This is a genomic window from Oceaniglobus sp. K40-3 (assembly GCF_055808395.1).
The window spans coordinates 601,902-627,117 of record NZ_CM147868.1; the positions used below are offsets into that span (position 1 = coordinate 601,902).

General features: G+C 61.4%; 26 protein-coding genes. 22 read left to right on the plus strand and 4 right to left on the minus strand.

Going from position 1 to position 25,216, the window contains the following annotated elements:
- Window positions 1–52 precede the first annotated feature (52 nt).
- From ahcY to AC0L7P_RS03150, 3 genes are all read left to right on the plus strand, one after another.
- The gene (gene ahcY, locus AC0L7P_RS03140) at window positions 53–1,441 is read left to right on the plus strand and encodes an adenosylhomocysteinase (protein ID WP_473434447.1); all 1,389 of its coding nucleotides are present in this window, start codon (window positions 53–55) and stop codon (window positions 1,439–1,441) included.
- Window position 1,442: 1 nt separating this feature from the next.
- Complete coding sequence (locus AC0L7P_RS03145; RefSeq protein ID WP_473434448.1) at window positions 1,443–2,411, plus strand: ketopantoate reductase family protein; 969 nt, start codon at window positions 1,443–1,445, stop codon at window positions 2,409–2,411.
- A 135-nt stretch (window positions 2,412–2,546) separates the two neighbouring features.
- On the plus strand, window positions 2,547–2,888 hold the full coding sequence (locus AC0L7P_RS03150; RefSeq protein ID WP_473434449.1) for a DUF2853 family protein: 342 nt from the start codon (window positions 2,547–2,549) through the stop codon (window positions 2,886–2,888).
- Window positions 2,889–2,941: 53 nt separating this feature from the next.
- On the opposite strand, the gene AC0L7P_RS03155 is transcribed toward AC0L7P_RS03150, so the two are convergent.
- Together AC0L7P_RS03155 and AC0L7P_RS03160 are read right to left on the minus strand one after the other, a co-directional pair.
- Window positions 2,942–3,592, minus strand: a complete 651-nt coding sequence (locus AC0L7P_RS03155) for a hypothetical protein (RefSeq protein WP_473434450.1) — start codon at window positions 3,590–3,592, stop codon at window positions 2,942–2,944.
- Window positions 3,592–3,975: a DUF1761 domain-containing protein gene (locus AC0L7P_RS03160; RefSeq protein ID WP_473434451.1), complete on the minus strand. Its 384-nt coding sequence runs from the start codon at window positions 3,973–3,975 to the stop codon at window positions 3,592–3,594. Before AC0L7P_RS03160 ends, AC0L7P_RS03155 begins: the two co-directional genes overlap by 1 nt.
- 142 nt (window positions 3,976–4,117) lie before the next feature.
- On the opposite strand from AC0L7P_RS03160, the gene AC0L7P_RS03165 reads away from it, so the two are divergent.
- Genes AC0L7P_RS03165 through AC0L7P_RS03195 form a run of 7 tightly spaced genes read left to right on the plus strand, consistent with a single transcriptional unit; the run spans window position 4,118 to window position 12,742 of the window.
- Complete coding sequence (locus AC0L7P_RS03165; protein WP_473434452.1) at window positions 4,118–5,023, plus strand: LysR family transcriptional regulator; 906 nt, start codon at window positions 4,118–4,120, stop codon at window positions 5,021–5,023.
- A gap of 55 nt (window positions 5,024–5,078) precedes the next feature.
- Window positions 5,079–7,175, plus strand: coding sequence for a hydantoinase/oxoprolinase family protein (locus tag AC0L7P_RS03170; RefSeq protein WP_473434453.1), 2,097 nt, complete (start codon window positions 5,079–5,081; stop codon window positions 7,173–7,175).
- Window positions 7,172–8,872, plus strand: coding sequence for a hydantoinase B/oxoprolinase family protein (locus AC0L7P_RS03175; RefSeq protein ID WP_473434454.1), 1,701 nt, complete (start codon window positions 7,172–7,174; stop codon window positions 8,870–8,872). The genes AC0L7P_RS03170 and AC0L7P_RS03175 overlap by 4 nt, the downstream gene beginning before the upstream one ends.
- Window positions 8,869–9,444, plus strand: coding sequence for a TRAP transporter small permease subunit (locus AC0L7P_RS03180; RefSeq protein ID WP_473434455.1), 576 nt, complete (start codon window positions 8,869–8,871; stop codon window positions 9,442–9,444). Before AC0L7P_RS03175 ends, AC0L7P_RS03180 begins: the two co-directional genes overlap by 4 nt.
- Window positions 9,441–10,772: a TRAP transporter large permease gene (locus AC0L7P_RS03185; RefSeq protein WP_473434456.1), complete on the plus strand. Its 1,332-nt coding sequence runs from the start codon at window positions 9,441–9,443 to the stop codon at window positions 10,770–10,772. The genes AC0L7P_RS03180 and AC0L7P_RS03185 overlap by 4 nt, the downstream gene beginning before the upstream one ends.
- On the plus strand, window positions 10,769–11,803 hold the full coding sequence (locus AC0L7P_RS03190; protein WP_473434457.1) for a TRAP transporter substrate-binding protein: 1,035 nt from the start codon (window positions 10,769–10,771) through the stop codon (window positions 11,801–11,803). Before AC0L7P_RS03185 ends, AC0L7P_RS03190 begins: the two co-directional genes overlap by 4 nt.
- Window positions 11,804–11,845: 42 nt before the next feature.
- The gene (locus AC0L7P_RS03195) at window positions 11,846–12,742 is read left to right on the plus strand and encodes a LysR family transcriptional regulator (protein WP_473434458.1); all 897 of its coding nucleotides are present in this window, start codon (window positions 11,846–11,848) and stop codon (window positions 12,740–12,742) included.
- Here AC0L7P_RS03195 and AC0L7P_RS03200 read toward each other — a convergent pair.
- Together AC0L7P_RS03200 and AC0L7P_RS03205 are read right to left on the minus strand one after the other, a co-directional pair.
- A complete protein-coding gene (locus AC0L7P_RS03200) occupies window positions 12,739–13,896 on the minus strand; it encodes a sulfatase/phosphatase domain-containing protein (protein WP_473434459.1) in 1,158 nt (385 codons plus the stop codon). The genes AC0L7P_RS03195 and AC0L7P_RS03200 overlap by 4 nt on opposite strands.
- Window positions 13,865–14,203 (minus strand): sulfatase-like hydrolase/transferase, encoded by a 339-nt coding sequence (locus AC0L7P_RS03205; protein WP_473434460.1) that lies wholly within the window; start codon window positions 14,201–14,203, stop codon window positions 13,865–13,867. The genes AC0L7P_RS03200 and AC0L7P_RS03205 overlap by 32 nt, the downstream gene beginning before the upstream one ends.
- Before the next feature lie 107 nt (window positions 14,204–14,310).
- On the opposite strand from AC0L7P_RS03205, the gene AC0L7P_RS03210 reads away from it, so the two are divergent.
- The 12 genes from AC0L7P_RS03210 to AC0L7P_RS03265 are packed head-to-tail and all read left to right on the plus strand — an operon-like array spanning window position 14,311 to window position 25,209.
- Entirely contained in the window at window positions 14,311–15,285 is a 975-nt protein-coding gene (locus tag AC0L7P_RS03210; RefSeq protein ID WP_473434461.1) for a Bug family tripartite tricarboxylate transporter substrate binding protein, read from the plus strand.
- A complete protein-coding gene (locus AC0L7P_RS03215) occupies window positions 15,240–15,821 on the plus strand; it encodes a tripartite tricarboxylate transporter TctB family protein (RefSeq protein WP_473434462.1) in 582 nt (193 codons plus the stop codon). Before AC0L7P_RS03210 ends, AC0L7P_RS03215 begins: the two co-directional genes overlap by 46 nt.
- Window positions 15,822–15,831: 10 nt before the next feature.
- Entirely contained in the window at window positions 15,832–17,337 is a 1,506-nt protein-coding gene (locus AC0L7P_RS03220; protein ID WP_473434463.1) for a tripartite tricarboxylate transporter permease, read from the plus strand.
- Window positions 17,338–17,343: 6 nt separating this feature from the next.
- Window positions 17,344–18,831: a sulfatase gene (locus AC0L7P_RS03225; RefSeq protein WP_473434464.1), complete on the plus strand. Its 1,488-nt coding sequence runs from the start codon at window positions 17,344–17,346 to the stop codon at window positions 18,829–18,831.
- Window positions 18,828–19,577, plus strand: coding sequence for a hypothetical protein (locus tag AC0L7P_RS03230; RefSeq protein WP_473434465.1), 750 nt, complete (start codon window positions 18,828–18,830; stop codon window positions 19,575–19,577). The genes AC0L7P_RS03225 and AC0L7P_RS03230 overlap by 4 nt, the downstream gene beginning before the upstream one ends.
- Window positions 19,496–20,128, plus strand: a complete 633-nt coding sequence (locus AC0L7P_RS03235; RefSeq protein ID WP_473434466.1) for a hypothetical protein — start codon at window positions 19,496–19,498, stop codon at window positions 20,126–20,128. Before AC0L7P_RS03230 ends, AC0L7P_RS03235 begins: the two co-directional genes overlap by 82 nt.
- Complete coding sequence (locus AC0L7P_RS03240; protein ID WP_473434467.1) at window positions 20,125–21,573, plus strand: sulfatase family protein; 1,449 nt, start codon at window positions 20,125–20,127, stop codon at window positions 21,571–21,573. Before AC0L7P_RS03235 ends, AC0L7P_RS03240 begins: the two co-directional genes overlap by 4 nt.
- Window positions 21,573–21,794, plus strand: a complete 222-nt coding sequence (locus AC0L7P_RS03245) for a hypothetical protein (protein ID WP_473434468.1) — start codon at window positions 21,573–21,575, stop codon at window positions 21,792–21,794. Before AC0L7P_RS03240 ends, AC0L7P_RS03245 begins: the two co-directional genes overlap by 1 nt.
- Window positions 21,725–22,705, plus strand: a complete 981-nt coding sequence (locus tag AC0L7P_RS03250; RefSeq protein WP_473434469.1) for a mandelate racemase/muconate lactonizing enzyme family protein — start codon at window positions 21,725–21,727, stop codon at window positions 22,703–22,705. The genes AC0L7P_RS03245 and AC0L7P_RS03250 overlap by 70 nt, the downstream gene beginning before the upstream one ends.
- Window positions 22,702–22,968, plus strand: a complete 267-nt coding sequence (locus tag AC0L7P_RS03255) for a UxaA family hydrolase (RefSeq protein WP_473434470.1) — start codon at window positions 22,702–22,704, stop codon at window positions 22,966–22,968. Before AC0L7P_RS03250 ends, AC0L7P_RS03255 begins: the two co-directional genes overlap by 4 nt.
- On the plus strand, window positions 22,965–24,122 hold the full coding sequence (locus AC0L7P_RS03260) for a UxaA family hydrolase (RefSeq protein WP_473434471.1): 1,158 nt from the start codon (window positions 22,965–22,967) through the stop codon (window positions 24,120–24,122). The genes AC0L7P_RS03255 and AC0L7P_RS03260 overlap by 4 nt, the downstream gene beginning before the upstream one ends.
- Window positions 24,123–24,150: 28 nt before the next feature.
- Window positions 24,151–25,209, plus strand: a complete 1,059-nt coding sequence (locus tag AC0L7P_RS03265; RefSeq protein ID WP_473434472.1) for an enolase C-terminal domain-like protein — start codon at window positions 24,151–24,153, stop codon at window positions 25,207–25,209.
- The last annotated feature ends 7 nt before the right edge of the window (window positions 25,210–25,216 follow it).

A 25,216-nucleotide genomic window follows, 5' to 3' on the forward strand; every position in this document is an offset into this window, starting at 1 on the left:
CTGGAAGGGCAGGGTGCTAAGGCTTTGCGAAATCAGGAAACGGGAAATTCACATGGCCGATTATATCGTCAAGGACATCGCGCTGGCCGATTACGGGCGCAAGGAACTGGACATTGCCGAAACCGAAATGCCGGGGTTGATGGCACTGCGCGCGGAATACGGCGAAAGCAAACCGTTGGCCGGGTCGCGCATTGTCGGATCGCTGCACATGACGATTCAAACGGCGGTTCTGATTGAAACGCTGGTGGCGCTGGGCGCCGATGTGCGCTGGGCCTCGTGCAACATCTTTTCGACTCAGGATCACGCGGCAGCGGCGATTGCCAAAGGCGGAACGCCGGTGTTCGCAATCAAGGGTCAATCGCTGACGGAACATTGGGATTATCTGGATCGGTCGTTCCAGTTCCCCGAGGGGCCGAACCTGATTCTTGACGATGGCGGCGATGCAACGCTTTACATCCTGCTGGGTGCCCGGGTGGAAAACGGCGAAACCGACCTGATCGAAGTGCCGACCTCCGAAGAGGAAATCGCCGTGTTCGCCCAGATCAAAAAGCGGATGGCACAATCCCCCGGCTGGTTCACCAGGATGCGCGACCAGATCAAGGGCGTGTCCGAGGAAACCACCACGGGCGTTCATCGCCTGTATGATCTGGTGAAACAGGGCCAACTGCCCTTTCCGGCGATCAACGTGAACGACAGCGTTACGAAATCGAAGTTCGACAACAAATACGGCTGCAAGGAATCGCTGGTCGATGGCATCCGCCGCGCCACCGATACGATGATGGCGGGCAAGGTTGCTGTCGTCATGGGGTATGGCGATGTGGGCAAAGGCTGTGCTGCGTCCCTGTCCGGCGCAGGCGCGCGGGTGAAAGTGACCGAGGTTGATCCGATCTGCGCGCTTCAGGCGGCCATGGACGGATATGAAGTTGTGTTGTTGGAAGATGTGGTCGATTCCGCCGACATTTTCATCACCACCACCGGCAACCGCGACGTGATCCGTATCGAGCATATGCGCGAGATGAAGGATATGGCCATCGTCGGCAACATCGGCCATTTCGACAATGAAATTCAGGTGGCCGCCCTGAAAAATCACAAGTGGACAAATATCAAGGAACAGGTGGACATGATCGAGATGCCCAACGGGCACCGGTTGATCCTGCTGTCCGAAGGGCGCCTGTTGAACCTTGGCAATGCCACCGGCCACCCCAGTTTCGTGATGTCGGCGTCTTTCACCAATCAGGTATTGGCGCAGATTGAACTGTGGACGAACACCGACGCCTATAAGAACGAGGTATATATCCTGCCCAAGCATCTGGATGAAAAGGTCGCGCGCCTGCATCTTGATCGGATTGGCGTGAAGCTGAGCAAGCTTAGCCCGGAACAGGCCGGTTATATCGGCGTGTCACCGGACGGCCCGTTCAAACCCGAACATTACCGGTACTGACATGCGGTTCATTGTTTACGGTGTAGGAGGAATTGGCGGCACGCTTGCCGCCGCCCTTGCGCACAGCGGGCAGGATGTGATCGGCATCGCCCGGGGTGCGCAGCTTGACGCGATCCGTGACAATGGCTTGCGCCTGCTTACCCCAGACCGCGAAATTCACGCGCGGTTTACCTGTGTTGCCGGGCCGGGTGAGATTGCCCTGCAACCTGACGACATGATCCTGCTGACGATGAAATCACAGGATACGGCCGGCGCGCTGGAACACCTGATTGCAAGTGGGCTGACCGATCAGCCGGTGTTCTGTTTTCAGAACGGGGTGGCAAATGAACGGTTTGCCGCCGCACAGGGCATGAATACCCACGGTGTGACGGTGATTGTTCCCAGCACCTTTCTGACGCCCGGTGTGGTAGCGGTTCACGCCACGCCGCGATTGGGGATCTTTGACATCGGGTGTTACCCGGATGGCAGCGACGACGCGGATCGTGCCTTGGCCGATGCGCTTGAGGCGGCCGGGTTCGCCTGTTTCGTCACCGATAAGGTGATGAAAAACAAATACGGTAAACTGTTGATGAACCTCGGCAATATCGTGCAGGCGGCGCTTGGGTCCGGGCCTGCTCCTGATGATCTGACCGCCCTGGTGCGTGACGAGGCAAAGGCGGTGTTCACGGCGTCGGGCGTGGAATGGGTGGATGTGGGGCATTCTGACCCGCGCCGCGATGAAATGATGCGAACTGCCGAAATCAATGGTGTTCCGCGCCCGGGCGGTTCGACATTGCAAAGCCTGCTGCGCAATACAGGGTCGGTTGAAACCGACTTTTTGAACGGCGAGATCGTCGCCATGGGTGATGCGAACGGCGTGCCGACGCCGCTGAACGCTGCTCTGGTTGCGCTGGGGCGCCGGATGGTCGCTGAACATCTGACACCCGGATCGTTCGACCGCGCAGACCTGGAGCGCCTGTTGCGGGGCTGATTTGGTGGCGGTATTTGGCCATGGTTGGGTGAATTATGACATTCACCATTGTCAGATGCCCAAAACGAAGGCTTTTATTCCCCCATGCGCCCGGGGCGTGTTGACTGACCGGAAATAATGAAAAGTGAGGGACCGATGGGGAAGAGAGACGAATTGATCGCGCAATACGCGGACGATCTGAAGAACAAATGCGGCATGACGCCAGATATGGATCTGCTGACAAAGGTGACCAAAGGGTGCGGCCCCGCGATTTACAACGCTGACGCCTCGACTGTTGCGGGGTCGCAGCCCGCCGAACTGGAAACGGTAAAGAACAACTTTCTCATCAAAAAGCTGGGTCTGTCCGACAGCGCCGAGTTGATGGATGCGATCAACAAGGTGATCGAAACCTATGGCAAATCCGAGCGCAACAAATACCGCGCTGTGGTCTATTACATGCTGACCAAACATTTCGGGAAAGAGGCCGTCTACGGCTGATCCTGTCCCCATGGTATTTCGATGCGCCGCCCCCTGACGGGCGGCGTTTTTCGTCAGACACCGGGCAAAGGCGGAAACGCGATGCCCTCAAACGGTGGGAAATCGGCGTAACGCGCCCGGCGCTGGTCCAACGCCTCCAAAGGGTCGGCCCCGGGGGCCAGCAACATTCCCTTTGGCGCAATATAGGATGAAATCGTGCGCCGTGGTCTTTCGTGCCAGTTGAGGTTGAACGCCGCGCGGACCGGGTGAAACCAGATCGCGGAATACGGCAGGTGATCGTGCAACCACCATGCCAGATCGCGCCAGTCGCGCCCTTGGTCATATTGATCGGCAAACCACGGGATGGACAGGCACACCGTGGCCCCCATGCACCCGTCGCCGTCGCGCCTGTCCCAGATATGCCCGGCAAACGTGGTTTCATTGCGTGAACAATTCAGATCGTTGGCATTGCCAAACCCATTCACGGCGCAACTGCGCAGCGCCGACCGTATGGTCAGCGGGCCAAAAGTATTGACCAGCGGGTCAAGCAGGTTTTGGCACAATGCCCGCCCGGCGGCGATGGCAAGGGCCGGATCGTCGGGGATGTTGGGCATTGCGTGAAAATTGGCGATTTCTGACATCAGGAATTCGCGCATGTGGAAATGCCGTGACAGGCGCTGTCGCCCGAACCGCTCAAGCGCGGCAAAGCTTTTGATCTGCGCCATCAGAACAGGGTCAGCACCAGCCCCATAAGGGCCATGCCCACGGTGGGATAAACCCCATCCATCCAGATCAATGACCGGGGCCGTTGGGAAAACAGCACATTCGTCGCGATCCACGGCATCACCATGAACAGGCCCAGACTGAACCCTGTCACCAGTCCGCTTGTCACGCTCATCGCGCCCCCCAAAGACAACACCTGTCGCAATATCGCGGCGACGATCAGGGTGCAGATAAAGCTGCCGATATAGGGCACCGGATCTTTGCGGTTTATGTCTTCCTCGCGCAGCCCAGAGGCCGCCATCCATTGTTTGCCAATGACGCCGTACCAGACCGCGCCGAATATCCATGCCACCCCTGCGGCGGCGACCACGCCTAAAATGCCCATTATACCCTCCGTGATTACCGGCCAATTATGCGCCCAAGCGGGGTTTCGATCCAGTGGCTTGCCAAAATCTCCGCCCGCGATGGCGGTTGCAGTGGTGCACCCCATGCGGGATGCTTGCCCTGACCATCACGAGAGGCGCAAAATGACCCGGCTCAATCTTGAACAACTGCGCAGCTTTCTTGAAGTCGTCCGTCTGGGCGGGGTGCGGCGGGCGGCGCAAAGTCTGAACGTGACCCAGCCGGCCATCAGCGCCCGGATCAAGGCGCTGGAAGATATGCTGGCGGTTGCGCTGTTTGATCGCACGGGCGGGGGGTTGGCCCTGACAAAGCGCGGTGAAATGCTGGTCCGCTATGCCGAACAGTTTGAACATCTGTCCGAACAGGTGGCGGCCAATATCATCGCCCCCGAAGGGATTGAAATGCACCTGCGTCTGGGCGTGGCCGAGACAGTGGCGCAAAGCTGGCTTCCTGAATTCGTGGGCGCGCTGCACCACCGTTTCAGCCGGGTCGAGATTGAAATCGCCGTGGATGTTTCATCAAACCTGCGCAACGCCCTGCTGGACCGCGAGATTGATCTGGCGATCCTGCTGGGTCCGGTGTCGGAATCGTCGGTCGATAACGTGGCGCTGCCGGTGTTCGATCTGGCATGGTATGTCGCCGCTGATTGTGTGGCGCCCAAAGGCGGTGATGCCGGGTTGATCGCCACGCGCCCTGTCATTACCTATGCCCGCCACACCCGCCCCCACCGAGAATTGAAATCAGCCCTGTTTGAAAAGGTCGGGCCGGGGGCGCAGATGTTTTCATCGTCGTCCCTGTCGGCCTGTTTCCGGTTGGTCGAGGCGGGGTTGGGCGTGGCCGCCCTGCCTGAATCCCTCGGCCATGACATGGTGGCATCGGGCACCCTGCGCCGGTTCGATCCGGGCTGGGTGCCGGAACCGTTGCAATTCACCGCCTCCTATCTCGGCGTTCCCAAAAGCCATGTTGTGGAAACGGCGGCGCAACTGGCGTTGCAAACGGCGCAGCGGCATCAAGGTGATAAAAATATCTGATGTGATGGGTCAAAAATAATCAATTTGATTTTATAGACGACCTCGGCAAGGTTTGATGCAGATCGACAGTCAGCAGGATGAAAACCCAACCATGGCCCAGCCCACCCCCCGGATCACCATTGCCGTTGATATTGGTGGCACCTTCACGGATCTGGAGTCTCGCGACAGTGTGACCGGGGCGGCGCACAGCCTGAAATCCCCCACAACCCCTGATGATCCGGCCCGTGGCCTGACCCAGGCGATTGCGCTGGCGGGTGAACGGTTCGGCTTTACCACATCCGACATCGCGCTGATCCTGCATGGCACGACCATTGCCACCAACGCGGTGCTGACCCGCGATTTGCCCAAGGGCGCGTTGATCACCACCGAAGGGTTTGAGGATGTTCTGGAAATCGGGCGCCATGCCCGGCAGGATATATACGCCCTGCGCGGCCCGGATCGCAGCATCCTGATCCCCCGGCGCCACCGGTTTGGCGCGCCGGGGCGCATCGGCGCAGCGGGCGAAGTGGTGCGCGAGATTGACATGACCGCGCTGGACGGCGTGATTGACCGGGTGGCGGAATCGGGCGTTGCGGCCTGCGCCATCTGCCTGCTGAACGCCTTTGCCAACCCGGCACAGGAAATCGCGATCCGTGATCGTCTGCTGGCCCGCTGCCCCGACATGGCCGTGTCGTGCAGTCACGAGGTGTCGCCCGAAATCCGCGAGTTTGAACGCACGGCAACCACGGTTCTCAACGCGCTTTTGATGCCGGTGATTGCCCGCTATGTCACCGCCCTGCGCGCCCGCCTGACAGAGGCTGCGATCACCGCGCCGCTGTATCTGATCCAATCCAACGGCGGCGCGATCAGCCTTGAGGCGGCGGTGCAGGCGCCGGTGAAATTGCTGCTGTCCGGTCCGTCGGGCGGGGTGTTGGCGGCGCAAAAGCTGGCCAGAACGCTGGATACCCCCGATGTGGTCGGGGTTGATATGGGTGGCACCAGTTATGATGTGGCCATCGTCGCCAATGGTGAGCGCACCGTGGTGACACAGGGCGAAATTGATGGCTTGCCGGTGCGCGTTCCCATGGTGGAAATGCACACCATCGGCGCGGGGGGCGGCAGCATTGCCTTTGTCGATCCGTCGGGGCGGTTGCAGGTTGGCCCGCGCAGCGCCGGCGCCGTGCCGGGGCCGGTCTGTTACGGGCGCGGCGGGGTTGAACCCACCGTGACCGATGTGAATCTGATCCTGGGGCGGCTGGACGCGGCAACGTTTCTGGGGGGCAGTTTCGCGCTTGATCTGGATGGCGCGCGGCAGGCGTTGAAAGATCGGGTCGAAACACCCCTGTCCCTGACCCCCGATCACGCGGCGGCGGGTATTCTGGCCGTGGTAAACGCCAAACTGGCCGCGTCGATCAAATTTTCCCTGTTCGCCAAGGGGCTGGACCCGCGCGATTTCGCCCTCATGAGCTTTGGCGGGGCAGGCGGGTTGCACGCCTGCGAAGTGGCCGAGGAACTGGGTATCACAAGGGTGATATTCCCCCGCGATCCATCGACGTTCTCGGCCCATGGCATCCTGTTTTCCGATATTCAGCACGATCTGTCGCGCACCGAAATCCTGCCCCTGCATCGCGACAGCCTGCCGGTGCTGAACGGTATCGCCGCCGATCTGCGCGCGCAGGGTGCCGCCCTGTTGGAGCGTGACAATCTGCCCGATGATCGCCGCGCCCTGACCCTTGCCGCCGATTTGCGGTATCGCGGGCAGGCGTTTGAATTGCTGGTTGCGATGCCCGAGGGGCAGGCGGACGTGCAAACCCTGACCACCTTGCGTGAAAGGTTTGAGGACCAGCATCGCCAGCGGTTTTCCTTTGACGATCCAACCGAGGCGGTTGAAATCGTCACCATGCGCCTGACCGCCATCGGCACCCTTGGGGGTGGTGCGCAAACCGGCGCGGGCTATGCACCCAGCGAAGCCAGCGCCGAAACCCGCCGCCCCGTGCATGTGGATGGCACATGGCAGGATACCCCTGTGTTTCGCCAACTTTCGCTGCCGCCGGGCACCATGGTGCATGGCCCCGCCGTGATCGAACAGGCCTATACAACCCTGCTGATCCCCGGTGGCTGGTCCCTTGCAATGACCGAAACCGGCGATATGACCGCAAGGAAAACAACATGACCCGCCCTGATCCCGTATTGCTTGAAATCGTCTCAGCCGCCCTTGTTTCGGTGGCCGAGGAAATGTCGGTCACCGTCTGGCGTACGTCACGCAGCACCACGGTGCGCGAATTGCTGGATTATTCCACCGCCGTATTCGACGGACAGGGCCGCAACGTGGCCCAGGCGGCGCGGATGCCGGTGCATCTCAATTCGATGGAGCTGTGTCTGCATCACGTGGTGCAACACCATATTCCGCTCGATGACTGGCGCGATGGCGACGTGATCGTGACCAATGATCCCTATTGCGGCGGTCAACATCTGCCTGATTTCATCGCCTTCAAACCGGTGTTTCGCGATGGCCAGCGGATCGCGATCACCTGTGTCCTGATTCACCATGTGGATGTGGGCGGCGGTGCGGCGGGCGGGTACAACGCCCACGCGGTCGAGGTGTTTCAAGAAGGGCTGCGCCTGCCCCCGGTGCGGATCGTCCGTGATGGGAAAATGCAGGGCGATCTGTTCGCCACCATCCTGCAAAACGTCCGCGAACCCGAAACTTTCCGCGGTGATTTCCTGAGCCAGATTGCCGCGCTGGATGTGGGCGCGCGGGCCATGTTGCGGCTGGCCGACCGGTACGGCGCCGATGCGTTGGACGAAATCGGCGGTGCATTGCTGGACCATGCCGAACATGAAATGCGCAACGCCCTGAATGCCCTGCCCGATGGCACTTACACGGCCGAAGATTTTGTCGATGGTGACGGGTTGGAAGACGGGCAAAAGACGATCAAGGTCGCCCTGACCATCAGCGGCAGCGACATCGCGCTGGATTTTACCGGCACGTCCGATCAGGCGCGCGGCCCGATCAACGCCACCATGGCGACAACCACCTCTGCCGTCTATTATGCCGTGATTGCCGCTTGCGGGGTGACGGCCACGGTGAACGCCGGCTGTTATCGCCCGATCACGGTAACGGCGCCCGAAGGCTGCCTTGTGAACGCGTCGTTCCCCGCGCCCGTGTCCATGCGGATGCTGCCGGGTCATAAAATCGCCACGGCGGTCTTGCGGGCCTTTGCACAGGTGTTGCCAGACCGGATTCCGGCCTCGTATTATGGCACCACCTTCAATCATGCGGTCAACATCCGCCACGGTGACGGGCGGCGACAGGTGTATTTTGACAGTGAACTTGGCGGATGGGGCGCGCACCCGGAACGTGACGGGCCAAACGGGCTGGCTGCCGGGTTCCACAATGGCCAGAACACGCCGGTTGAAATGATCGAGGCGCTGTTTCCCCTGCGGTTCACCCAGTACGGGCTTGTTCCCGGGTCGGGCGGTGCCGGGCGCAGGCGTGGCGGGTTGGGAATTGTGCGGGAATGGGAATTTCTGGCCGAAAGCGGGCTGTTGAACAGCGCCTTTGATGCTTTTGATTCCCGTCCCTATGGGTTGGACGGGGGGCAGCCGGGGCGGGGCGGCACCCTGAGCGTGACGCGTGACGGCGTGACAACCCCGCTTGCGGCCAAAACCATCGGCCACGTCCTGCGCCCCGGTGATATCGTGCGTATGGAAACCCCGGGGGCGGTGGCCATGGTGACCCGGCTCTGCGTGACCCGCACGCCGCAACAGAGGACCGGTTGGATGGCTATGTTGTTGAATAGAAAAGGGCGCAAGCCCTCGCTACGCCGGACAAGCGAACCGCAGCACGTCATGGAGACCTGCCAATGACCGTGCCACTGCCACAACGTGTGTCGCGCTGGCTTGCCTGGGTGGCGGGGGCGGTGATCCTGTTTGGCTGTGCGGTGCCGATCACCGTTGATGTGTTGGCGCGGTATTTTCTGAACCGTTCCATCGTCGAGAGCTTTGAGATTTCGGGTTATGGGCTGGCGGCCTGTATCGGGCTGGGCCTGGCCTATACCGTGACCACCAAGGCCCATATCCGGGTTGATTTTCTGGTGGCGCATCTGCCGTTTCCGATCCGCGCTGCCTGTGATCTGGCGGCGGCCTGTGCGTTGGCCGTGGTGGCCGTGGCGCTGGCGTGGTTCGCGTGGGGCACGGTTTCGCAATCCTGGGCCATGGGCGCGCGCTCCATGTCGAACCTGCGGATTCCTGTGGTGATCCCGCAAGGGCTGTGGTGGGTCGGGCTGGCGTGGTTCGCCTGTGTTGCCGTGCTGGCCCCGGTGCAGGCGGTGTGGCGGTTGGTGCGCGGCGACCGGGCCGGGTTCGGGGCGGCCGTCGGATCGGCGGATCTGGATGCCGAAATTGACGAGGCGGTTCAGGCCGCAGGTGACAAACCATGATCCTGGCCGCGTTTCTGTTGCTGATCGGAATGCTGGCCCTGTCCCTGCCGGTGGCGGCGGTTCTGGCCCTGACCGGGTATATCCTGTCGGAACAATACGCGTTTTTCCCGATGACCGGGGCGGCGGGTGAACTGGCGTGGAATTCATCGCAGGATTTCATCCTGATCGCCGCACCGATGTTCATCATGATGGGCGAGTTGATGCACCGTTCCGGCGTGTCGGGGCGGTTGTTCACGGCCCTTACCCCATGGTTCGCGCGCCTGCCGGGGCGCCTTATGCATACCAATATCGCGGCCAGCGCCGTGTTTGCCGCCACCTCGGGCAGTTCCATCGCCACCGCCGCGACCATCGGCACCGTGGCCATTCCGAACATGGACAAGGGCGGATACAACCGGCCGCTGTTTCTGGGGTCGATCGCGGCGGGCGGGACGCTGGGCATTCTGATTCCGCCAAGTATCAACATGATCATCTATGCGGTGCTGACCGATACATCCGTGGCCGATCTTTATGCCGCCGGGTTTATCCCGGGGTTTGTTCTGGCCTCGCTGTTTTCGGGCATCGTTCTGGCGCTGGTGGTGATGCGGCCCCATTGGGACGGGCCCGCCGTGGGGGCGGCGTCACTTTGGCCCGACCGGATCAGGGGATTGCCGCATCTGTTGCCGCCACTGGGCCTGTTCGCCATCGTTGTCGGCAGCATCTACGCAGGCCTTGCCACGGCGACCGAGGCGGCGGCGCTGGGTCTGATCGCCACAGTGGCCCTTGTGGCACTGAATGGCAAACTGACAGTGCCGGTTTTGCTGGCCGCGTTCGAGGGCACGGTGCGCACCACCTGCATGATCATGCTGATCGTGATTGCGGCGTTTTTCCTGAACTTCGTCATGGTGTCGATCGGCCTTGTGCAGGCGATTACCGATGCGGTGCTGAACCTCGGTTGGCCGCCTTTGGGAATGTTGCTGGCCATTGTGGTGTTTTACCTCATCCTCGGGTGTTTCATGGAAACCCTTTCGATGATGATCGCCACAACCCCGATCATCGTGCCGGTCATTGTGCAACTGGGGTATTCGCCGGTCTGGTGGGGGGTGGTTTTCGTGATCCTGATCGAAGCGGCCCTGATAACCCCGCCCGTTGGCATGAACCTTTATGTGGTGCAGGCGGTGCGCAAAGGCGGCGCGTTTACCGATCTGTTCAAGGGCGCGGCGCCGTTTCTGATTGCCATGTTGGTGATGATCGGCCTTCTGATATTGTTTCCGCAGCTTGCGCTGTGGTTGCCCACAATCGTCAATCCAAAACCGGCGGATAACGCCATTCAACAGGGAGTCTTGATATGAAATTTTTGTTAACTGGCGCATTGGCTGCGCTGATCGCCATGCCCGCACTGGCACAGGATATGCCGGAAACCGAATTCAACGTGGTCGGTTCCATCGGGAGCCTGTCGATGTACACCGACAAGGAACTGCCGTTCTGGAACAAACAGGTGCCTGCCGAAACAGATGGCAAGATCAAGGCCAACGTCAAACCCTTTACCGAACTGGGGTTCAAGGGTGGTGAGATTTTCCGCCTGGTCAGCAATGGCACGCTGCAAATGGCGACGACGGTTCTGGCCTATAATTCAGGCGAGGTGCCGCGCAATGAGGCGACCGATCTGGTTGGTCTGCTGAGCAGCGTTGAACAACTGGCCGAGGTCGTGGACGCCTGGCGTGATTCCTATGCCGATTTCCTTGAGAAAGAGCATAATATCAAATTGCTGGGCTTTGGCACCTATCAGGCACAGGTGATCTATTGCCGCGATGAATTCACCAGTATTGCCGATCTGTCGGGCCGCAAGGTGCGCGCCTCGGGGGCATCACAACAGGCCTTTGTCAGCTATCTTGGCGGATCACCCCTGTCTATCGCTTTTGCCGAGGTCCAGCCCGCGCTGGCCAGCGGTGTGGTCGATTGTGCGATCACCGGCGCGCTGTCGGGGTACAAGGCCAAATGGTATGAAAGTGCCAATTACATTTCGCCCATGCCGATCAACTTTGGGCTGTCGGCGCAGCTTGCCAACCTCGACTGGTGGAACGGGCTGGATCCTTCGGTGCAGGAGTATCTGACCAAGGGTCTGCGCGGGCTTGAGGATTCGATCTTTGAACTGGCCGCGACGGAAACCCAGACCGGGCTGGCCTGCAACAGTTCGGGCCCATGCCCCGAGGGCGAAGCGGCGGGCATGACTCTGGTTCCCCTGACCGATGCGGATGAAACATTGCGCGCCGAGGCAGTGAAAGCCGCGATTCTGCCGGCCTTTGCCGAACGTTGTGGCGCCGATTGCGTGACCGCGTGGAATGCGACGATTGGCAAGACGCTTGACGTTACCATTGAATAAAAGGCGGGGGTGGCGGGCACGACCTGCCACCCCGATCACGCAATGAAAAAACTGACCGGATTACCCCAGTTCGTCGCCGTTTGCGCCACCCGCAACCTGACCGTGGCGGCGCAGGAGTTGGGCGTGTCACAACCGGCCCTGACCCAGGCGATTGCCAAGCTTGAGAGACAGCTTGACGTGACGCTGTTTGACCGCTCGACGCGGCCTTTGGCGCTTACCCCTTATGGAACCCAGGTGCTGGAATACGCTCAGGCGCTGGAAACCACGACCGACGCCCTGACCGACAAGCTGGCCGAGATGAAATCCGGGGTTGGCGGGCTGTTGCGGATCGGGTCGGGGCCGGATTGGATTCAGGAAATCCTGCCCATCGCCATCGCCGAATTGCAGAAAGAACAGCCCAACATCCGCGTCAATCTGACCGTTGCCCTGAACGACGAACTGCGCCGCAAACTGGATCTGGGCGAGATTGACCTGTTTTTCGCCTCGCTTACCGATGATTATTTCGGCGCGGTCTATCAGACCCGCATTCTGTTGCGCGAACGGATGCATGTTCTGGCGCGCACCGATCATCCGGTTCACGCAGGCCCGCCAAAAACCATGGAGCAACTGGCCGGGGAAGATTGGGTGCTGACCGGCTATGATACCTTTGGGCGGCAGTTGCTGCGGCGTTTGTTCCGGCAGGCGGATGTTGATCTTCCGCCGCCTTCGGTTGAAACAAATTCGGTGCGGGCGATGATCAACATCCTGTGCCACAGCCCCAAGTTGGGCTTTTTGTCGCGTGCCCACGCCAAGGGCTATCCGCAGGTTCAGGTCGTGAAAACGGTGATGGAGATGCCCAACCGCGAAGGTGGCGTGGTCTGGCGCGGCGATACACCGCTGTTGCCTGTTGCGCAAAAGCTGATCGAACAGGCGCAAAAGGTGATCCGCGAGCGCGATTAAGGCGCGCCCACGATTTTGGTCGGGTCATCCGCGGGGGGCTGTGGGAAATGCAACCCGCGCTGTCCCGACAATGCGCGGTTTTGTGGCGCAGGCAGGGCGGGGGCGCTGAACCCGACAAGCGCGCCATCTGCGACCCAGTTCAGATCATCACCGTAAAGCTCGGCCATCAACGTGGCTGTCAGACGCGCCTGCACCTTGGCTGTTTCGGCGCGGTCTGCCAGATTGCGGGTTTCGTCGGGGTCATTCTGCCGGTCGAACAGGTGAAGCCGGTTGCCGGCGGGATACCAGATCAGTTTCCAACGCCCGTCCGTGACCATGCGCATGGCCATCGGCCCCTCCAGCGCCTCGCAATAAAGACTGTCGCGCGGCAGATCACCGACCAGCGACCGGCCAGTGCAACTGTCAGGCGTGGTGATACCCGCGAGATCCAGTAGCGTCGGCATGATGTCCTGCATCCCCGCCAGCCGTTGATCGACACCGCCGGGGCGCAACCTGTCGCATCCCGCAGTCCCGATCACGATCAGCGGCACCGAAACCGATCCGTCCAGCATCAGCCGCTTGGCATACAACCCATGATCGCCGAGCATATCCCCGTGATCGCCGGTGAACACGATGATGGTGTCGTCCAGCAACATGCTTTCACGCAGGGTGCCGATCACCAAACGGATCTGATGGTCGATCAGGGTGCATTGGGCATGAAACGCCCGGCGCATGGCGGCCAGTTGTGGATCTGACAGCGCCGGCCAGGATTGCCGCGCCTTTGCCAGTGCAAACGGCAGATCATCGTTCCAGTCGCCCGTCACCCGGTCGCGCATGTCGCGCCCCTGATACAGGGCCAGATAATCGGCCAGGGGCACGATGGGGGGATGGGGGAAATTGAACGACAGGTGCCAAAAGGCCGGGCGTGTGGGGTCGCGCCGCTGGATCATCCGGCACATCTGCCGGGCCTGCCAGACGGTGGGGTGGGATGCCTCGTCCAGATGCCATGGGCGGAATTCATAGCCGTTGTTGCTCATCCCGTGGGCATATCCCTGTCCGGCCTGCCCACGGTCTGCCAGCCAGATATCCCAATCGTCGGGGCCGCCCAGTTGCGGGCGCCCTTCCTCATAGCTCACCACCTCCTCAAACCCGAATCGGTCGCGGGGGGTAAACATGCAGCTTGCCCACGGCGCCCGTCTGATACCCCGCATCGCGGAACTGATCGGCCAGCAGGGGCAGATCGGGGCGGGGCAGGGCCGGTTGAAACACCCGGTCGCCATGTTGGCGCGGCGCTGTGCCCGTCATCAGACTGCGCCGGGCCGGGATGCAGATCGGGCATTCGGAATGGGCGTTTGGAAAGCGCACACCGTTCTGTGCCAACTGATCCAGGGTGGGTGTGTCGATGTCGTTGCGCCCGGAAATTCCCATCAGGCCACCGGGCCATTGATCGACCGTAATCAGAAGTACATTTGGACCTGTCATAATTTCCCCATCAAAATCGTTGCCATATGGCGATTCATACCATAACGTAACGTGCAGATAATAATAAAAACAATAACTAAATACTTATAATACCACGGGAGGAAGACATGAAACGAATTTTGGGTATCGCTGTTGCGGCCATGCTGGCCACCGCAGGAATGGGGCAGGCCGCAGATTGGCCGGAAAAGCCGATCAGGCTGGTCGTGCCATTCAAGGCGGGTGGCACATCCGATCAGGTGGCCCGCGTCTTGCAGGCCGCGATCGAAGATGCCGGCGCTCTGAGCCAGCCGGTCACGGTGGTGAACGTCGGGGGTCACTATTCCATCGGCACGCGGCAGGTGTTGGAAGCCGACCCGGACGGCTATAACTTTTTGATCATCCACATCGCCTTGATGGGGGGCGAAGGCACCGGCGCGCTGGATTTCAGCTGGCGTGATCTTAAACCAGTGGCGGCAACCGGTGAATTCTGCCTTGCCCCGATGGTGCGCAAGGACAGCGGAATCGACAATGTTCGGCAACTGCTTGAAAAAGCCAAAGCCGAGCCGAATACCCTGATCTTTGGCGCAAACATTGGCGCGATCAACCACCTGGCCGGGGTGATGATGCAGGAAACCATGCCGGGCGCCAAATTCCGCTTTGTCCAGATTGGTGGCGGCACCGCGAACTTTACCGCGCTGACCGGATCACAGACCAACGCCACCGTTCTGTCGGGGGCCGAAGTCATCAACTTTACGTTGCTGCCTGACGGGTCCGAAAACCCGGAAAGCCAGATCAAGCCGCTGGCCTATACCGGGACCGAGCGTTTTTCCGGGCTGCCCGATCTGCCGACCATGCAGGAAGAAGGGTTCGACATGACCTTCTGCATCAAGAACTGGATCTTTGCGCCCAAGGAAACGCCGCAGGAATACGTGGATGGTTTCGCCGATGCCATCGCGGCCGGTATCAAAACCGACCGGTTCCAGAAATTCCTGGCCGATAAGGGCTTTGCTGAATCGTTCCTGACCGGTGACGCGCTTCAGAAAGATCTGGATGATACATGGGCCGCGATCGAGCCTGTGGCAAAGATCGCCGCACAGAACTGATCGTCTCGCGCGCCTCCCGCATCCTGCGGGGGCGCGCCCACTTGCCAAAGGTCAATCCCATGGATCGTCGTCCGTTCACTGAAATCGGGGTTTCGGCCCTGATCGTCATTATTTGTGCCGTGTTTTTGAAACAGGCGTTAAAGCTGCCCCCGGGCAAGTTTGAGCCTCTCGGCTCTGGCCCTGTGCCGATCTGGACCTCATCAATCATCATCGTCTGTTGCCTGGTGGTGATCCTGCGCGCGGCCCTAAGCCTGCGTGGACACAACATTGGCGTGGCATTTGCCACCGAATTTTCCGGCGGCAACCCCATGGGTGGCGTCATGGTTCTGGGCCTTACCGTTGCCTATGTCGGGGCGTTGCATGTGAAACTGGCCGCATTTGACATCATCACCTTTGTCTATCTGGTGTTGTTGATGTTGGGCATGGAGGGGTTCGCGCGCAAACGGATTTTACCTGCGGTGATTATCTCGGCGGTGGTCGCCTTTGGCGCGCAGCACCTCTTTACTGAAGTTTTCTTCGTCGATCTGCCGGTCTGAAAGGTCAATCATGGACATAGGCGCATTGTTCGGGGCCATCGGCCACATTTTCGTTCCCTGGACGTTCTTCATGCTGTTTATCGGCACGTTTCTGGGCATTGTCGTTGGCGCGATTCCGGGGTTGTCGGGCGCGATGCTGATCGCGCTGACCCTGCCGTTGACATTCTACATGGACCCGTTCGATGCGGTTGTCCTGCTGATTTCCATGTATGTCGGGGCCATTTCGGGCGGGTTGATTACCGCCACGCTTATGCGCATGCCCGGTACACCGGCTGCGGTGATGACCACGCTTGATGGCTATCCCATGGCGCGCAGCGGTCAGCCGGGGCGCGCTCTGGGGCTGGGGATTACCGCGTCGTTTGTTGGCGGGCTGATCAGTTGGATCGTGTTGTTCACCATCACCCAGCCGCTGTCGATCCTTGCTACAAAATTCGGGCCGTTTGAATATTTCACCCTTATCATGATGGCCATGGTCCTGATTGCCAGCGTTTCCGAGGGATCGATGATCAAGGGGCTGATTTCCGGCTTGTTCGGCATGTTGGCATCAATGCCCGGGGTTGATCCGGCGACGGGAATGCCGCGGCTGACCTTTGATCATTATCAACTGAACGGTGGTCTGCAATTGTTGCCCGTGCTGATCGGCACCTTTGCGGTGTCTCAGGTGATCAAGGATTGCATGGACCGCAGCGGGGTGCCTGACCGCCAGGAGGTGGGCAACTCCAAGGTTCTGATGACGCTGCGCGAACTGAAGGCATCGGCGGGGAACATGATCCGCTCGTCCTTTATTGGCACCTGGATCGGCATTCTGCCAGGTATCGGGGCCAGTATCGGGTCGGTGGTGGCCTATACCGTTGCCAAGAACGTCAGTGACACACCGGAAAAATTCGGCCACGGCAGTGAAGAGGGCATCATCGCCTCGGAGGCGGCGAACAACGCCACGGTGGGTGGCGCACTGATTCCGCTGATTGCCATGGGCATTCCGGGCAGCGTGATTGACGCCATCCTGATCGGGGCGCTGACCATCCATTCAATTCAGCCGGGGCCGACCCTGTTCCTGACCAACAATGATATTGTCTGGGGCATGATCGCGGCCGCCCTGCTGGCCAATATCCTGATGTTCATTCTCATGACATCGACGGTGAAATACATCTCGGGGCTGATCTATCTGCCCAAGGCGTTCGTTTTGCCGATCGTGATGATGTTCTGCGTGATCGGTTCCTATGCGCTGAACAACACAATGTTCGATGTCTGGGTGATGCTGGCGTTCGGTGTTCTGGGGTTCCTGCTGGAAAAGGCGCGCATCCCCCTTGGCCCCTTCGTGATAGGCTTTGTTCTGGCACCGTTGGGCGAAGAAAAGCTGCGCAGCGGGTTGATGATGACGGCGGGGGATTATTCGCCCATCGTCACCCGGCCTTTTCCTCTCGCGTTCACGCTGATGGCGATCGTGCTGTTGGTCTGGCCGTTCATTTCCGAACGGCGGCGCAAGGCGAAAGCGGCCAGAAAGGCAGAGGAGTAGGTTTCGATGAAGGCAATCCTGCTGCTTTATGATTCACTGACGCTGAAATCGCTGGCCTGTTACGGCGGGCCGCATCCCACGCCCAATTTCGACAGGCTGGCGGCGCGCACCACGGTGTTTGACAACCACTATGTTGGGTCGCTGCCCTGTATGCCTGCGCGGCGCGATCTGCAAACCGGGCGGCTGAATTTTCTGCACCGGTCCTGGGGGCCGCTTGAGCCGTTCGATATTACCGCCACGGCGTGCCTGCGCGGGGCGGGTGTTCACAGCCATCTGGTGACAGATCATTACCACTATTTTGAAAACGGTGGTGCGACCTATCACACGGCCTTTGATTCCTGGGCGTTCATTCGCGGCCAAGAGGCCGATCCATGGGTGCCGGTCATCGCGCCACCCCATGATGATTTTGCCGCGACCTATCACGCCGAGCAGGTGGAAACCAATACCGGGGGCTACCGGCTTCAGGCGGCGATGAACCGGACGCGCATCTGTGAAACGCCCGATTTCCCGACAGTCCGCACCTTTGACGCCGGGTTGGCGTTTCTGGCCGATCACGCGCGCCACGACGATTGGTTTTTGCAGATCGAGGTGTTCGACCCCCACGAACCCTTTCACGCGCCGCCGGAACAGCGCGCCGCCTTTCCCACCAAGGGCGACAAGATCCGCGACTGGCCCCGTTACCGGCGCGATGAAACCGGCGATGACACCGACGATCTGCGCGCCAGTCAGGCCGCATTGGTTGCCATGTGCGATGCCCAGCTTGGCCGGTTGCTCGATGCCATGGACGAAGGCGAAATGTGGGACGATACCGCGCTGATCGTCACCACCGACCATGGTTTCATGCTGGGCGAACACGGCTGGTGGGGCAAGAACCGGATGCCGTTCTATTCTGAAATCGCCCGTATTCCGCTGTTTATCCACACCCCCGGTCAGGCGCCGAGGCGCAGCCGGGTGCTGTCACAAAACATCGACGTGATGGCGACGCTGCTGGAAATGTTTCATGTGGAACGTCCTGACACGGTGCAGGGCCGATCCTTGCTGAACGATGCGCCGGGGCGCGAGGCGGCACTTTACGGCACATTTGGCGGTGCGATCAACGTGACCGATGGGCGCCATACCTATTTCCGCTATCCCCCGGATATGGAGGATGCGGCGCTGTTCGAATACACCCTGATGCCGCAACATTCCGGTGCGCCCTTTACCGCACAGGAAATGCAGGGCGCCACGCTGCATCCCGGATTTGCCTTTACCCAAGGGATGCCGGTGCTGCAAATCCCCGCCCTTGCCGACGCCAAGCGCCCGCCAATGCAGGGTGGCGGTTTCGATGATACGGCAACGGTGCTGTATGATCTGTCCACCGACCCGGACCAGACGACGCCGATCCATGATCCGGCGATCGAGGCGGCGTTTTGTGCGCAGATCACTGCCGCGATGCAGGTCCATGATGCGCCACCTGAATTGTTCACCCGTTTTGCCCTCAAGGTGCCAACATGACCAACCCCACCTTTCCCGCCATCGACCTGCCACATCTGAAATCGGTGCAGATTCCCGATTTCATCCGCCTGCGCCTGCGTCAGCCCGACGTGGCGGCGTTGGATGATGTGGCCGGGGCGGTCCGTGCCAAACTGTCGGGATCGGGCCTGTTTTCCCTGCCCAAGGGCGCTGAAATCGCCGTGGCGGTCGGCAGTCGGGGGATTGCCGATATCGATGTCGTGGCACAGGCCGCGGTCGAGTGGCTGAAGGCCCAAGGCTATGTGCCCTTTATCCTGCCCGGCATGGGGTCGCACGGGGGCGGCACCGCCGAAGGGCAGGTGGGTGTTCTGGCCGCGCTTGGCGTCACCGAGGCAACGATGGGCTGCCCCATTCGCGCGACCATGAAAACGGTGGATTATGGCACCTTGCCGGGTGGCACCGCCTGCCGTTTCGATGCAAACGCCGCCGCTGCCGATGGCGTTGTGGTAATCAATCGCGTCAAGGCACACACCAGTTTTCCGCGCCCCATTGAAAGCGGGCTGACCAAAATGCTGGCCGTGGGGCTGGGCAAGGCCGAGGGTGCCGCACAGGTGCATATGGCCGGGCCGCGCGGATTGGCCGAATCCCTGCCCGCACTGGCGGCGCGCATCGTGGAGCGCGCCCCCTGTGCGCCGGAATCGCGCTGGTGGAAAATGCCCATAAACAGCTTTCCCACATCGAGGTTGTGGCGCCACGCGATTTTGCCACCGCCGATACCAGATTGCTGATCGAGGCGAAAAACGCCATGGCCCGCCTGCCGTTCGAAAGGCTGGACGGGCTGATCATCGAGCGGTTGGGCAAGGAGATTTCCGGCGCCGGGATCGACCCGGCAATTTCCGGGCGCACCGATATTCGCGGCGTCGATAACCCCGTGCGCCCGTTCATTCACAAGATCGCGGTGCTGGGTCTGACCGATCGCACCAAGGGCAACGGTATCGGTGTGGGCATGGCCGATTTCATGCCCCGTGGCATGGCGAATGCCCTTGACCTCATGGCGATGTATACGAATGCGGTCACGGCCACGATGACTGACAAGGCCTATATTCCCATTGTCCTGCCCGATGAACAGGCGGTGATCCGCGCGATTGTGGCCACATGTTGGGCCGCTGATGCGCCCCGCCTGTGCCTGATCCGGTCGTCATCGCACCTTGATGAAATCGCGATCACCGCCAACCTGCTGCCCGAACTTGAGGCCCAGGGAGATGTGATTGACCACGACGCGCCCGCACCGCTGGAATTCGACACAAATGGCACCCTTGTCACACGATTGGAGCCATGATGCCCAAGAACCTGCTGTTTTTGTTTTCCGACCAACATGCCGCCCAAATCATGGGCTGTGCCGGTGATCCCCATGCCGTGACCCCCGCGTTTGACCGGCTGGCGGCGCGCGGGGTGCGAATGACCAACGCCTATTGTGCGTCACCGATCTGCACGCCGTCGCGCATGTCGATGCTGACCGCCTGTCACCCCTCGTCGCAGGAGTGCTGGACCAATGACGATGCCCTGGCCAGCGACCGGCCCACATGGCTTCATGCGTTGGGCGCGGCGGGGGTGGAAACCGGGCTGGTGGGGCGGATGCATTCGGTTGGGCCGGATCAGTTGCGCGGTTACGCGTGGCGCGAGGTGGGCGATCATTCGCCCAACTTCCCGGGTGTGAAATGGCACGATCTGGGGGTGCTTGACGGGGCGAATAACCCCACACCTGAAAGTCTGGTCGTCGTCGGTGCGGGGCAGTCGGCCTATGAGGTGAAGGACAACGATGTCACCGCCGCCGCGCTTTCGGCATTGGATCGGCTGGCGGAAAAGGGTGACAGGTTCGCCCTGACCGTGGGGTTCATGCTGCCCCATGCGCCCTATGTGGCGGCGCGCCGCTGGGTCGATCATTTCATGAATATCCTGCCACCCCCCACCATCCCGGAGGGGGCGAGCGATACCGGCTGGATCAGGTGGTGGCGCGAAAACCGGGGCATTACGGGCGTGCCGGACCGCAATTCGCGGCTGGCACGGGCGGCCTATTGGGGGCTTGTCGCCACGCTGGATGAAATGGTGGGTCAGGTGCTTGACCGCCTGGATGAACTGGGCCTGCGCGACGACACGCTGGTCGTCTATGCCAGCGATCACGGCGATCATGTGGGCGACCGCGGGCTGTGGTGGAAACACACGTTCTTTGACGAAAGCGCCAAGGTGCCGATGATCCTGTCGCATCCGTCACTGACCCCGGGCACCTGCGGCGATGTGGTCAGCCTGATCGATCTGTCCCAAACCATGATCGAGGCGCTGGGTGGCGCGCAACTGCCCCACGCCGAAGGGCGCAGTTTCTGGCCCCGGCTGAACGGCAAGGGCGATTGGGACAACACCGTGTTCAGTGAATATTGCACCGACGCCGTGCCGGCCTGGACAGGCGGGCGCGCGGTGCAGCAAAGGATGGTGCGCCGGGGCGATTGGAAGCTGCACTTTCACGGCGATGATCCGGCGTTGTTGTTCAATCTGGCGGATGATCCGCAAGAGCGCAACGATCTGGCCGGTGATCCGGCCCACGCGGATAAGGTGCAGGAGCTGACGGCGCTGGTGTTGGATGGTTGGTCACCAGATGCCATCCGCGGCCGGATGCTGGAACGCCGCGCGCGCAAGGATGTGCTGGCGGCCTGGGCGGGGGCGGTTGAACCGGCCAGCACCTATCTTTGGGCGGTCGATCCGGCAATGAACCGGCTGGAGCCATTTTGATGGCCCCGCCGATCACCCGCGCCACGATCCACCATTTCCGCCATACCTTGCCGGAACCGGTTAAAACGGTGATGGGGCCGATGCCCCACCGCCCCGCCCTGTTGATCCGGCTGGAAGACAGCGAAGGTGCCTATGGCTGGGGTGAAATCTGGTGCAATTTCCCCCCGATGGCGATTTGCACCGCGCCCGGTTGGCCGCGCGTATCCTGCCCCCCGCCCTGAGCGGGATGGACGCGGACACGCCCGCCCCCTTTGCCGAAATCCTGCGCCGGTTGCACCGGTTGATCGTGCAATCGGGCGAACCCGGCCCGGTGGCGCAAATTGCCTGTGGCGCCGATATTGCGCTGTACGATCTGCGGGCGCGGCGGGCGGGCAAACCCCTGTGTGCGATGCTGGGCGGTACGGCTCGCGCGGTGCCGGCCTATGCCAGCGGAATCAGCCCCGGTCTGGCCGATGAACAGGTCAACCGGATGCGCGACATGGGGTATCGCCGGTTCAAACAGCGTGTGGGGTTCGGCCCTGACGACGGGCTGGGCGTGGCCGAACAAACAGCGCGTGATCTGCAAAATGGCGAGGCGCTGATGCTTGATGCCAATCAGGCATGGGATTTGCCCACCGCCCGCCAACAGGTGGCCCGCCTTGCCCCCCTCAATCTTGAATGGATGGAAGAACCGCTGGCCGCTGACGCCCCGCTGGCCGATTGGCAGGCGTTGGCCGAGGCAGCGCCAATGCCTTTGGCCGGGGGTGAAAACCTGTCGGGCGAAGGGTTTGACGTGGCCATCAAACAGGGTGCGTTGCAGTTTCTTCAGCCTGACATCTGCAAATGGGGCGGGATTTCGCAAACCTTCGCGATTGCGCAACAGGCGCTAAAGGCCGGGCGCACCTATTGCCCGCATTTCCTTGGCGGGGGTGTTGGGCTGATCGCATCGGCGCATCTTTTGGCGGCGGTCGGGGGTGCCGGGGTGCTGGAGGTGGACAGTTCCGAAAACCCGCTGCTGAGCGTGTTTTCCGGGCGCGGCCTGGCCCTTGTGGATGGTGAATTCCCCCTTAGCGACAAACCGGGCATCGGATATGACCCCGATGTTGCGGCGATGTCCGACCTTCTCGTGTCCTGCACCGAGGTGGTGATATGAGCGTTTCAGCCCTGCATCTGCACCCGGGTGATACTGTCGTCTGTCTGTTGCGCGATCACCGGGCGGGAGAGGCCGCAACGCTGGCCTCGGGGGCTACGGTGGCCCTGAGCGTGGACATTCCCATGGGGCACAAGGTTGCCCTGGTCGCCATGGCGATGGGTCAGGATGTGGTGAAATACGGCGCGGTGATCGGCCATGCCACGGCGGATATCGCGCCGGGCGATCACGTGCATCTGCACAATCTGAAAGGGGCAATCGGATGAGCCTGTTTCATGGGTATGCGCGCGATCACGGGCGGTCCGGTGTGCGCAACCATCTGTTGATCCTGTCGGTGTGCGGTCTGAACGGCCCCGGTGCGCGCAAGGTGGCGGCGGCATTGCCCGACGCGGTTCTGATCGCAACCGGGTTTGGGCGGTGCCATGTGGGCGCGGACAAGGTGTTTCACGCCGCAATGTTGCGCGCCTTTGTCACCCATCCCAACACTGGTGGCGTGATCGTTCTGGCCCCGGATGACGGCCTGTGCGCGCAGTTTGTCGAGGCGGCAGAAAAGGCCGGGCGGCTGGTGCAGGGGTTTTCGCTGCAATCCTGGGGCGAAGACGGTACAGCCATGGCCGCGGCCGCCATTGCCGAAGGGCGCAAAATGGGCGCGGCGCTTTCGGCCAAACCCCGGGTGCCTTGCCCACTGTCAGATATCGTGATCGCGGCGGAATGTGGCCATTCCGATGCTTCGTCGGGGATTGTTGCCAACCCCCTGGTGGGGGATCTGCTGGATCATCATATCACACAGGGCGGCGCGGCGGTGATCAGCGAAACGCTTGAATGGCTGGGGTGCGAGGCGGGGCTTTATGCCCGCTGTGTGCGACCCGACATTGCCGCGCGGCTGCGCGACCTGGTCGAGGCGCGCCATGCCATTGCCGCCCGGGCGGGGCATGATCTGTTGATCGGTAATCCGGGGCCGCAAAACCACGCAGGCGGGTTGACCACGCTTGAGGAAAAATCGCTCGGGGCCATATCAAAGGCCGGGCAAGGGCCGATTTGCGGGGCCTTGGCGGCGGGTGAGGCTGTGGAAAACCCCGGCCTGCACCTGATGGATACGCCCACCCTGTCGCCGGAATCGATTTCGTCGATGGTGGCGGCGGGCGCGCAAGTGGTGTGTTTCACCACCGGCCATGGCAACCCATACGGCAGCGCGCTGGCCCCGACGATCAAGCTGACGGGCAACCCTGATACGGCCAGACGCCTGCCCGGTCAGATTGATTTCGATGCCTCGGCGGCATTTTCCGGCGCTTGCGAACGCGGCGCGCTGCTGCCTGATCTGATCGCCGTGTTTGAAGGGGTGTGCAACGGTCAGACCGTCGCGGTTGAACGCAATGGCGAAGGCGATGAGGTGATTTCCCGCCTCGGGCCATCGGTATGAGGCGGGTGTTCGCTCTGGGGCAAGTGCCGTGATCGCGCACGCCCGGTTCGTGACGGTTGCGGTGACGGACAAAACCACATGGCTGTTCATCGCCCTTGAGGATGGCGCGGGCCACATTGGTTGGGGCGAAGCGACGCTGGAAGGGCGCGAGGGCGAAGTGCAGGGCATCGCCGCCGGATTGCTGGATGATCCGGCGCAGTTGGATCTGTCCGGCCTGCCGTTCCACACACTGGCCCATGCCGCCGCATCCTCGGCGATTTTTCAGGCGCACAGTGATGTTTGCGCGCGACAGGCCAATGTGGCCCTGTCAAAGCACCTTGGCGGTGCGCGCCGCAGTGTCATCGGCTGTTACGCCAACATCAACCGCCGCACCCGCGACCGCAGCCCACAGGGCATGGCCCAAAGCGCGCAGGATGCCTTGGCGACCGGGCATACCGCGATCAAGATCGCGCCGTTCGACGAGGTGCAGCCAACCCAAGACCGCGCAACCATGGCACAGGCGATGAAACCCGGTCTGGCCCGGATTGCGGCGGTGCGCGGGGCCATCGGGCATCGGCGGCTGATGGTGGATTGCCACTGGCGGTTCAGCCGGGCGGGGGCCGAAGCGTTGATTGATGCCTGTGTGCCTTACAATCTGCACTGGATCGAATGCCCCATTGCCGAAACCCGTGATACGATTGCCGCGCTTGTCGCCCTGCGCACCCGGGCCAATGACCATGGCATCCTTCTGGCCGGTCTGGAAACGGCCATCGGGCGAGGCGGTTTTGCGCCCTTCGTTCATGCCGGGGCCTATGATGTGATGATGCCTGATGTGAAATACTGCGGCGGCCCGGATGAAATGTTGGCGATTGCCGCCGATCTGGCCCGCCATGGCATCACCTTTTCACCCCACAACCCCACTGGCCCGATCTGCCATGGGCAAACCCTGCATGTCTGCGCCGCGCTGGAGACATCGGGGCTGCTTGAAATGCAGTTTGACGAAACGCCGATGTTTGACGATCTGGTGGGCCACGCCCTGCCCGCTGTCACGCAGGGGCAGCTTGACCTGTCGGGCCTGACGCCCGGTCTTGGGTTTTCGCTTTCATAACGGAATA

Bases quoted from the DNA above. Each gene is read 5' to 3' on its own strand.
- AC0L7P_RS03260 (WP_473434471.1), top strand. From the start codon at position 22,965: ATGAGCCTGTTTCATGGGTATGCGCGCGATCACGGGCGGTCCGGTGTG.
- ahcY (WP_473434447.1), top strand. From the start codon at position 53: ATGGCCGATTATATCGTCAAGGACATCGCGCTGGCCGATTACGGGCGC.
- AC0L7P_RS03175 (WP_473434454.1), top strand. From the start codon at position 7,172: ATGACCCGCCCTGATCCCGTATTGCTTGAAATCGTCTCAGCCGCCCTT.
- AC0L7P_RS03230 (WP_473434465.1), top strand. From the start codon at position 18,828: ATGACCAACCCCACCTTTCCCGCCATCGACCTGCCACATCTGAAATCG.
- AC0L7P_RS03245 (WP_473434468.1), top strand. From the start codon at position 21,573: ATGGCCCCGCCGATCACCCGCGCCACGATCCACCATTTCCGCCATACC.
- AC0L7P_RS03240 (WP_473434467.1), top strand. From the start codon at position 20,125: ATGATGCCCAAGAACCTGCTGTTTTTGTTTTCCGACCAACATGCCGCC.
- AC0L7P_RS03145 (WP_473434448.1), top strand. From the start codon at position 1,443: ATGCGGTTCATTGTTTACGGTGTAGGAGGAATTGGCGGCACGCTTGCC.
- AC0L7P_RS03155 (WP_473434450.1), bottom strand. From the start codon at position 3,592: ATGGCGCAGATCAAAAGCTTTGCCGCGCTTGAGCGGTTCGGGCGACAG.
- AC0L7P_RS03225 (WP_473434464.1), top strand. From the start codon at position 17,344: ATGAAGGCAATCCTGCTGCTTTATGATTCACTGACGCTGAAATCGCTG.
- AC0L7P_RS03160 (WP_473434451.1), bottom strand. From the start codon at position 3,975: ATGGGCATTTTAGGCGTGGTCGCCGCCGCAGGGGTGGCATGGATATTC.
- AC0L7P_RS03195 (WP_473434458.1), top strand. From the start codon at position 11,846: ATGAAAAAACTGACCGGATTACCCCAGTTCGTCGCCGTTTGCGCCACC.
- AC0L7P_RS03210 (WP_473434461.1), top strand. From the start codon at position 14,311: ATGAAACGAATTTTGGGTATCGCTGTTGCGGCCATGCTGGCCACCGCA.
- AC0L7P_RS03180 (WP_473434455.1), top strand. From the start codon at position 8,869: ATGACCGTGCCACTGCCACAACGTGTGTCGCGCTGGCTTGCCTGGGTG.
- AC0L7P_RS03170 (WP_473434453.1), top strand. From the start codon at position 5,079: ATGCAGATCGACAGTCAGCAGGATGAAAACCCAACCATGGCCCAGCCC.
- AC0L7P_RS03165 (WP_473434452.1), top strand. From the start codon at position 4,118: ATGACCCGGCTCAATCTTGAACAACTGCGCAGCTTTCTTGAAGTCGTC.
- AC0L7P_RS03190 (WP_473434457.1), top strand. From the start codon at position 10,769: ATGAAATTTTTGTTAACTGGCGCATTGGCTGCGCTGATCGCCATGCCC.
- AC0L7P_RS03185 (WP_473434456.1), top strand. From the start codon at position 9,441: ATGATCCTGGCCGCGTTTCTGTTGCTGATCGGAATGCTGGCCCTGTCC.
- AC0L7P_RS03215 (WP_473434462.1), top strand. From the start codon at position 15,240: ATGGGCCGCGATCGAGCCTGTGGCAAAGATCGCCGCACAGAACTGATC.
- AC0L7P_RS03205 (WP_473434460.1), bottom strand. From the start codon at position 14,203: ATGACAGGTCCAAATGTACTTCTGATTACGGTCGATCAATGGCCCGGT.
- AC0L7P_RS03255 (WP_473434470.1), top strand. From the start codon at position 22,702: ATGAGCGTTTCAGCCCTGCATCTGCACCCGGGTGATACTGTCGTCTGT.
- AC0L7P_RS03220 (WP_473434463.1), top strand. From the start codon at position 15,832: ATGGACATAGGCGCATTGTTCGGGGCCATCGGCCACATTTTCGTTCCC.
- AC0L7P_RS03150 (WP_473434449.1), top strand. From the start codon at position 2,547: ATGGGGAAGAGAGACGAATTGATCGCGCAATACGCGGACGATCTGAAG.
- AC0L7P_RS03200 (WP_473434459.1), bottom strand. From the start codon at position 13,896: ATGTTTACCCCCCGCGACCGATTCGGGTTTGAGGAGGTGGTGAGCTAT.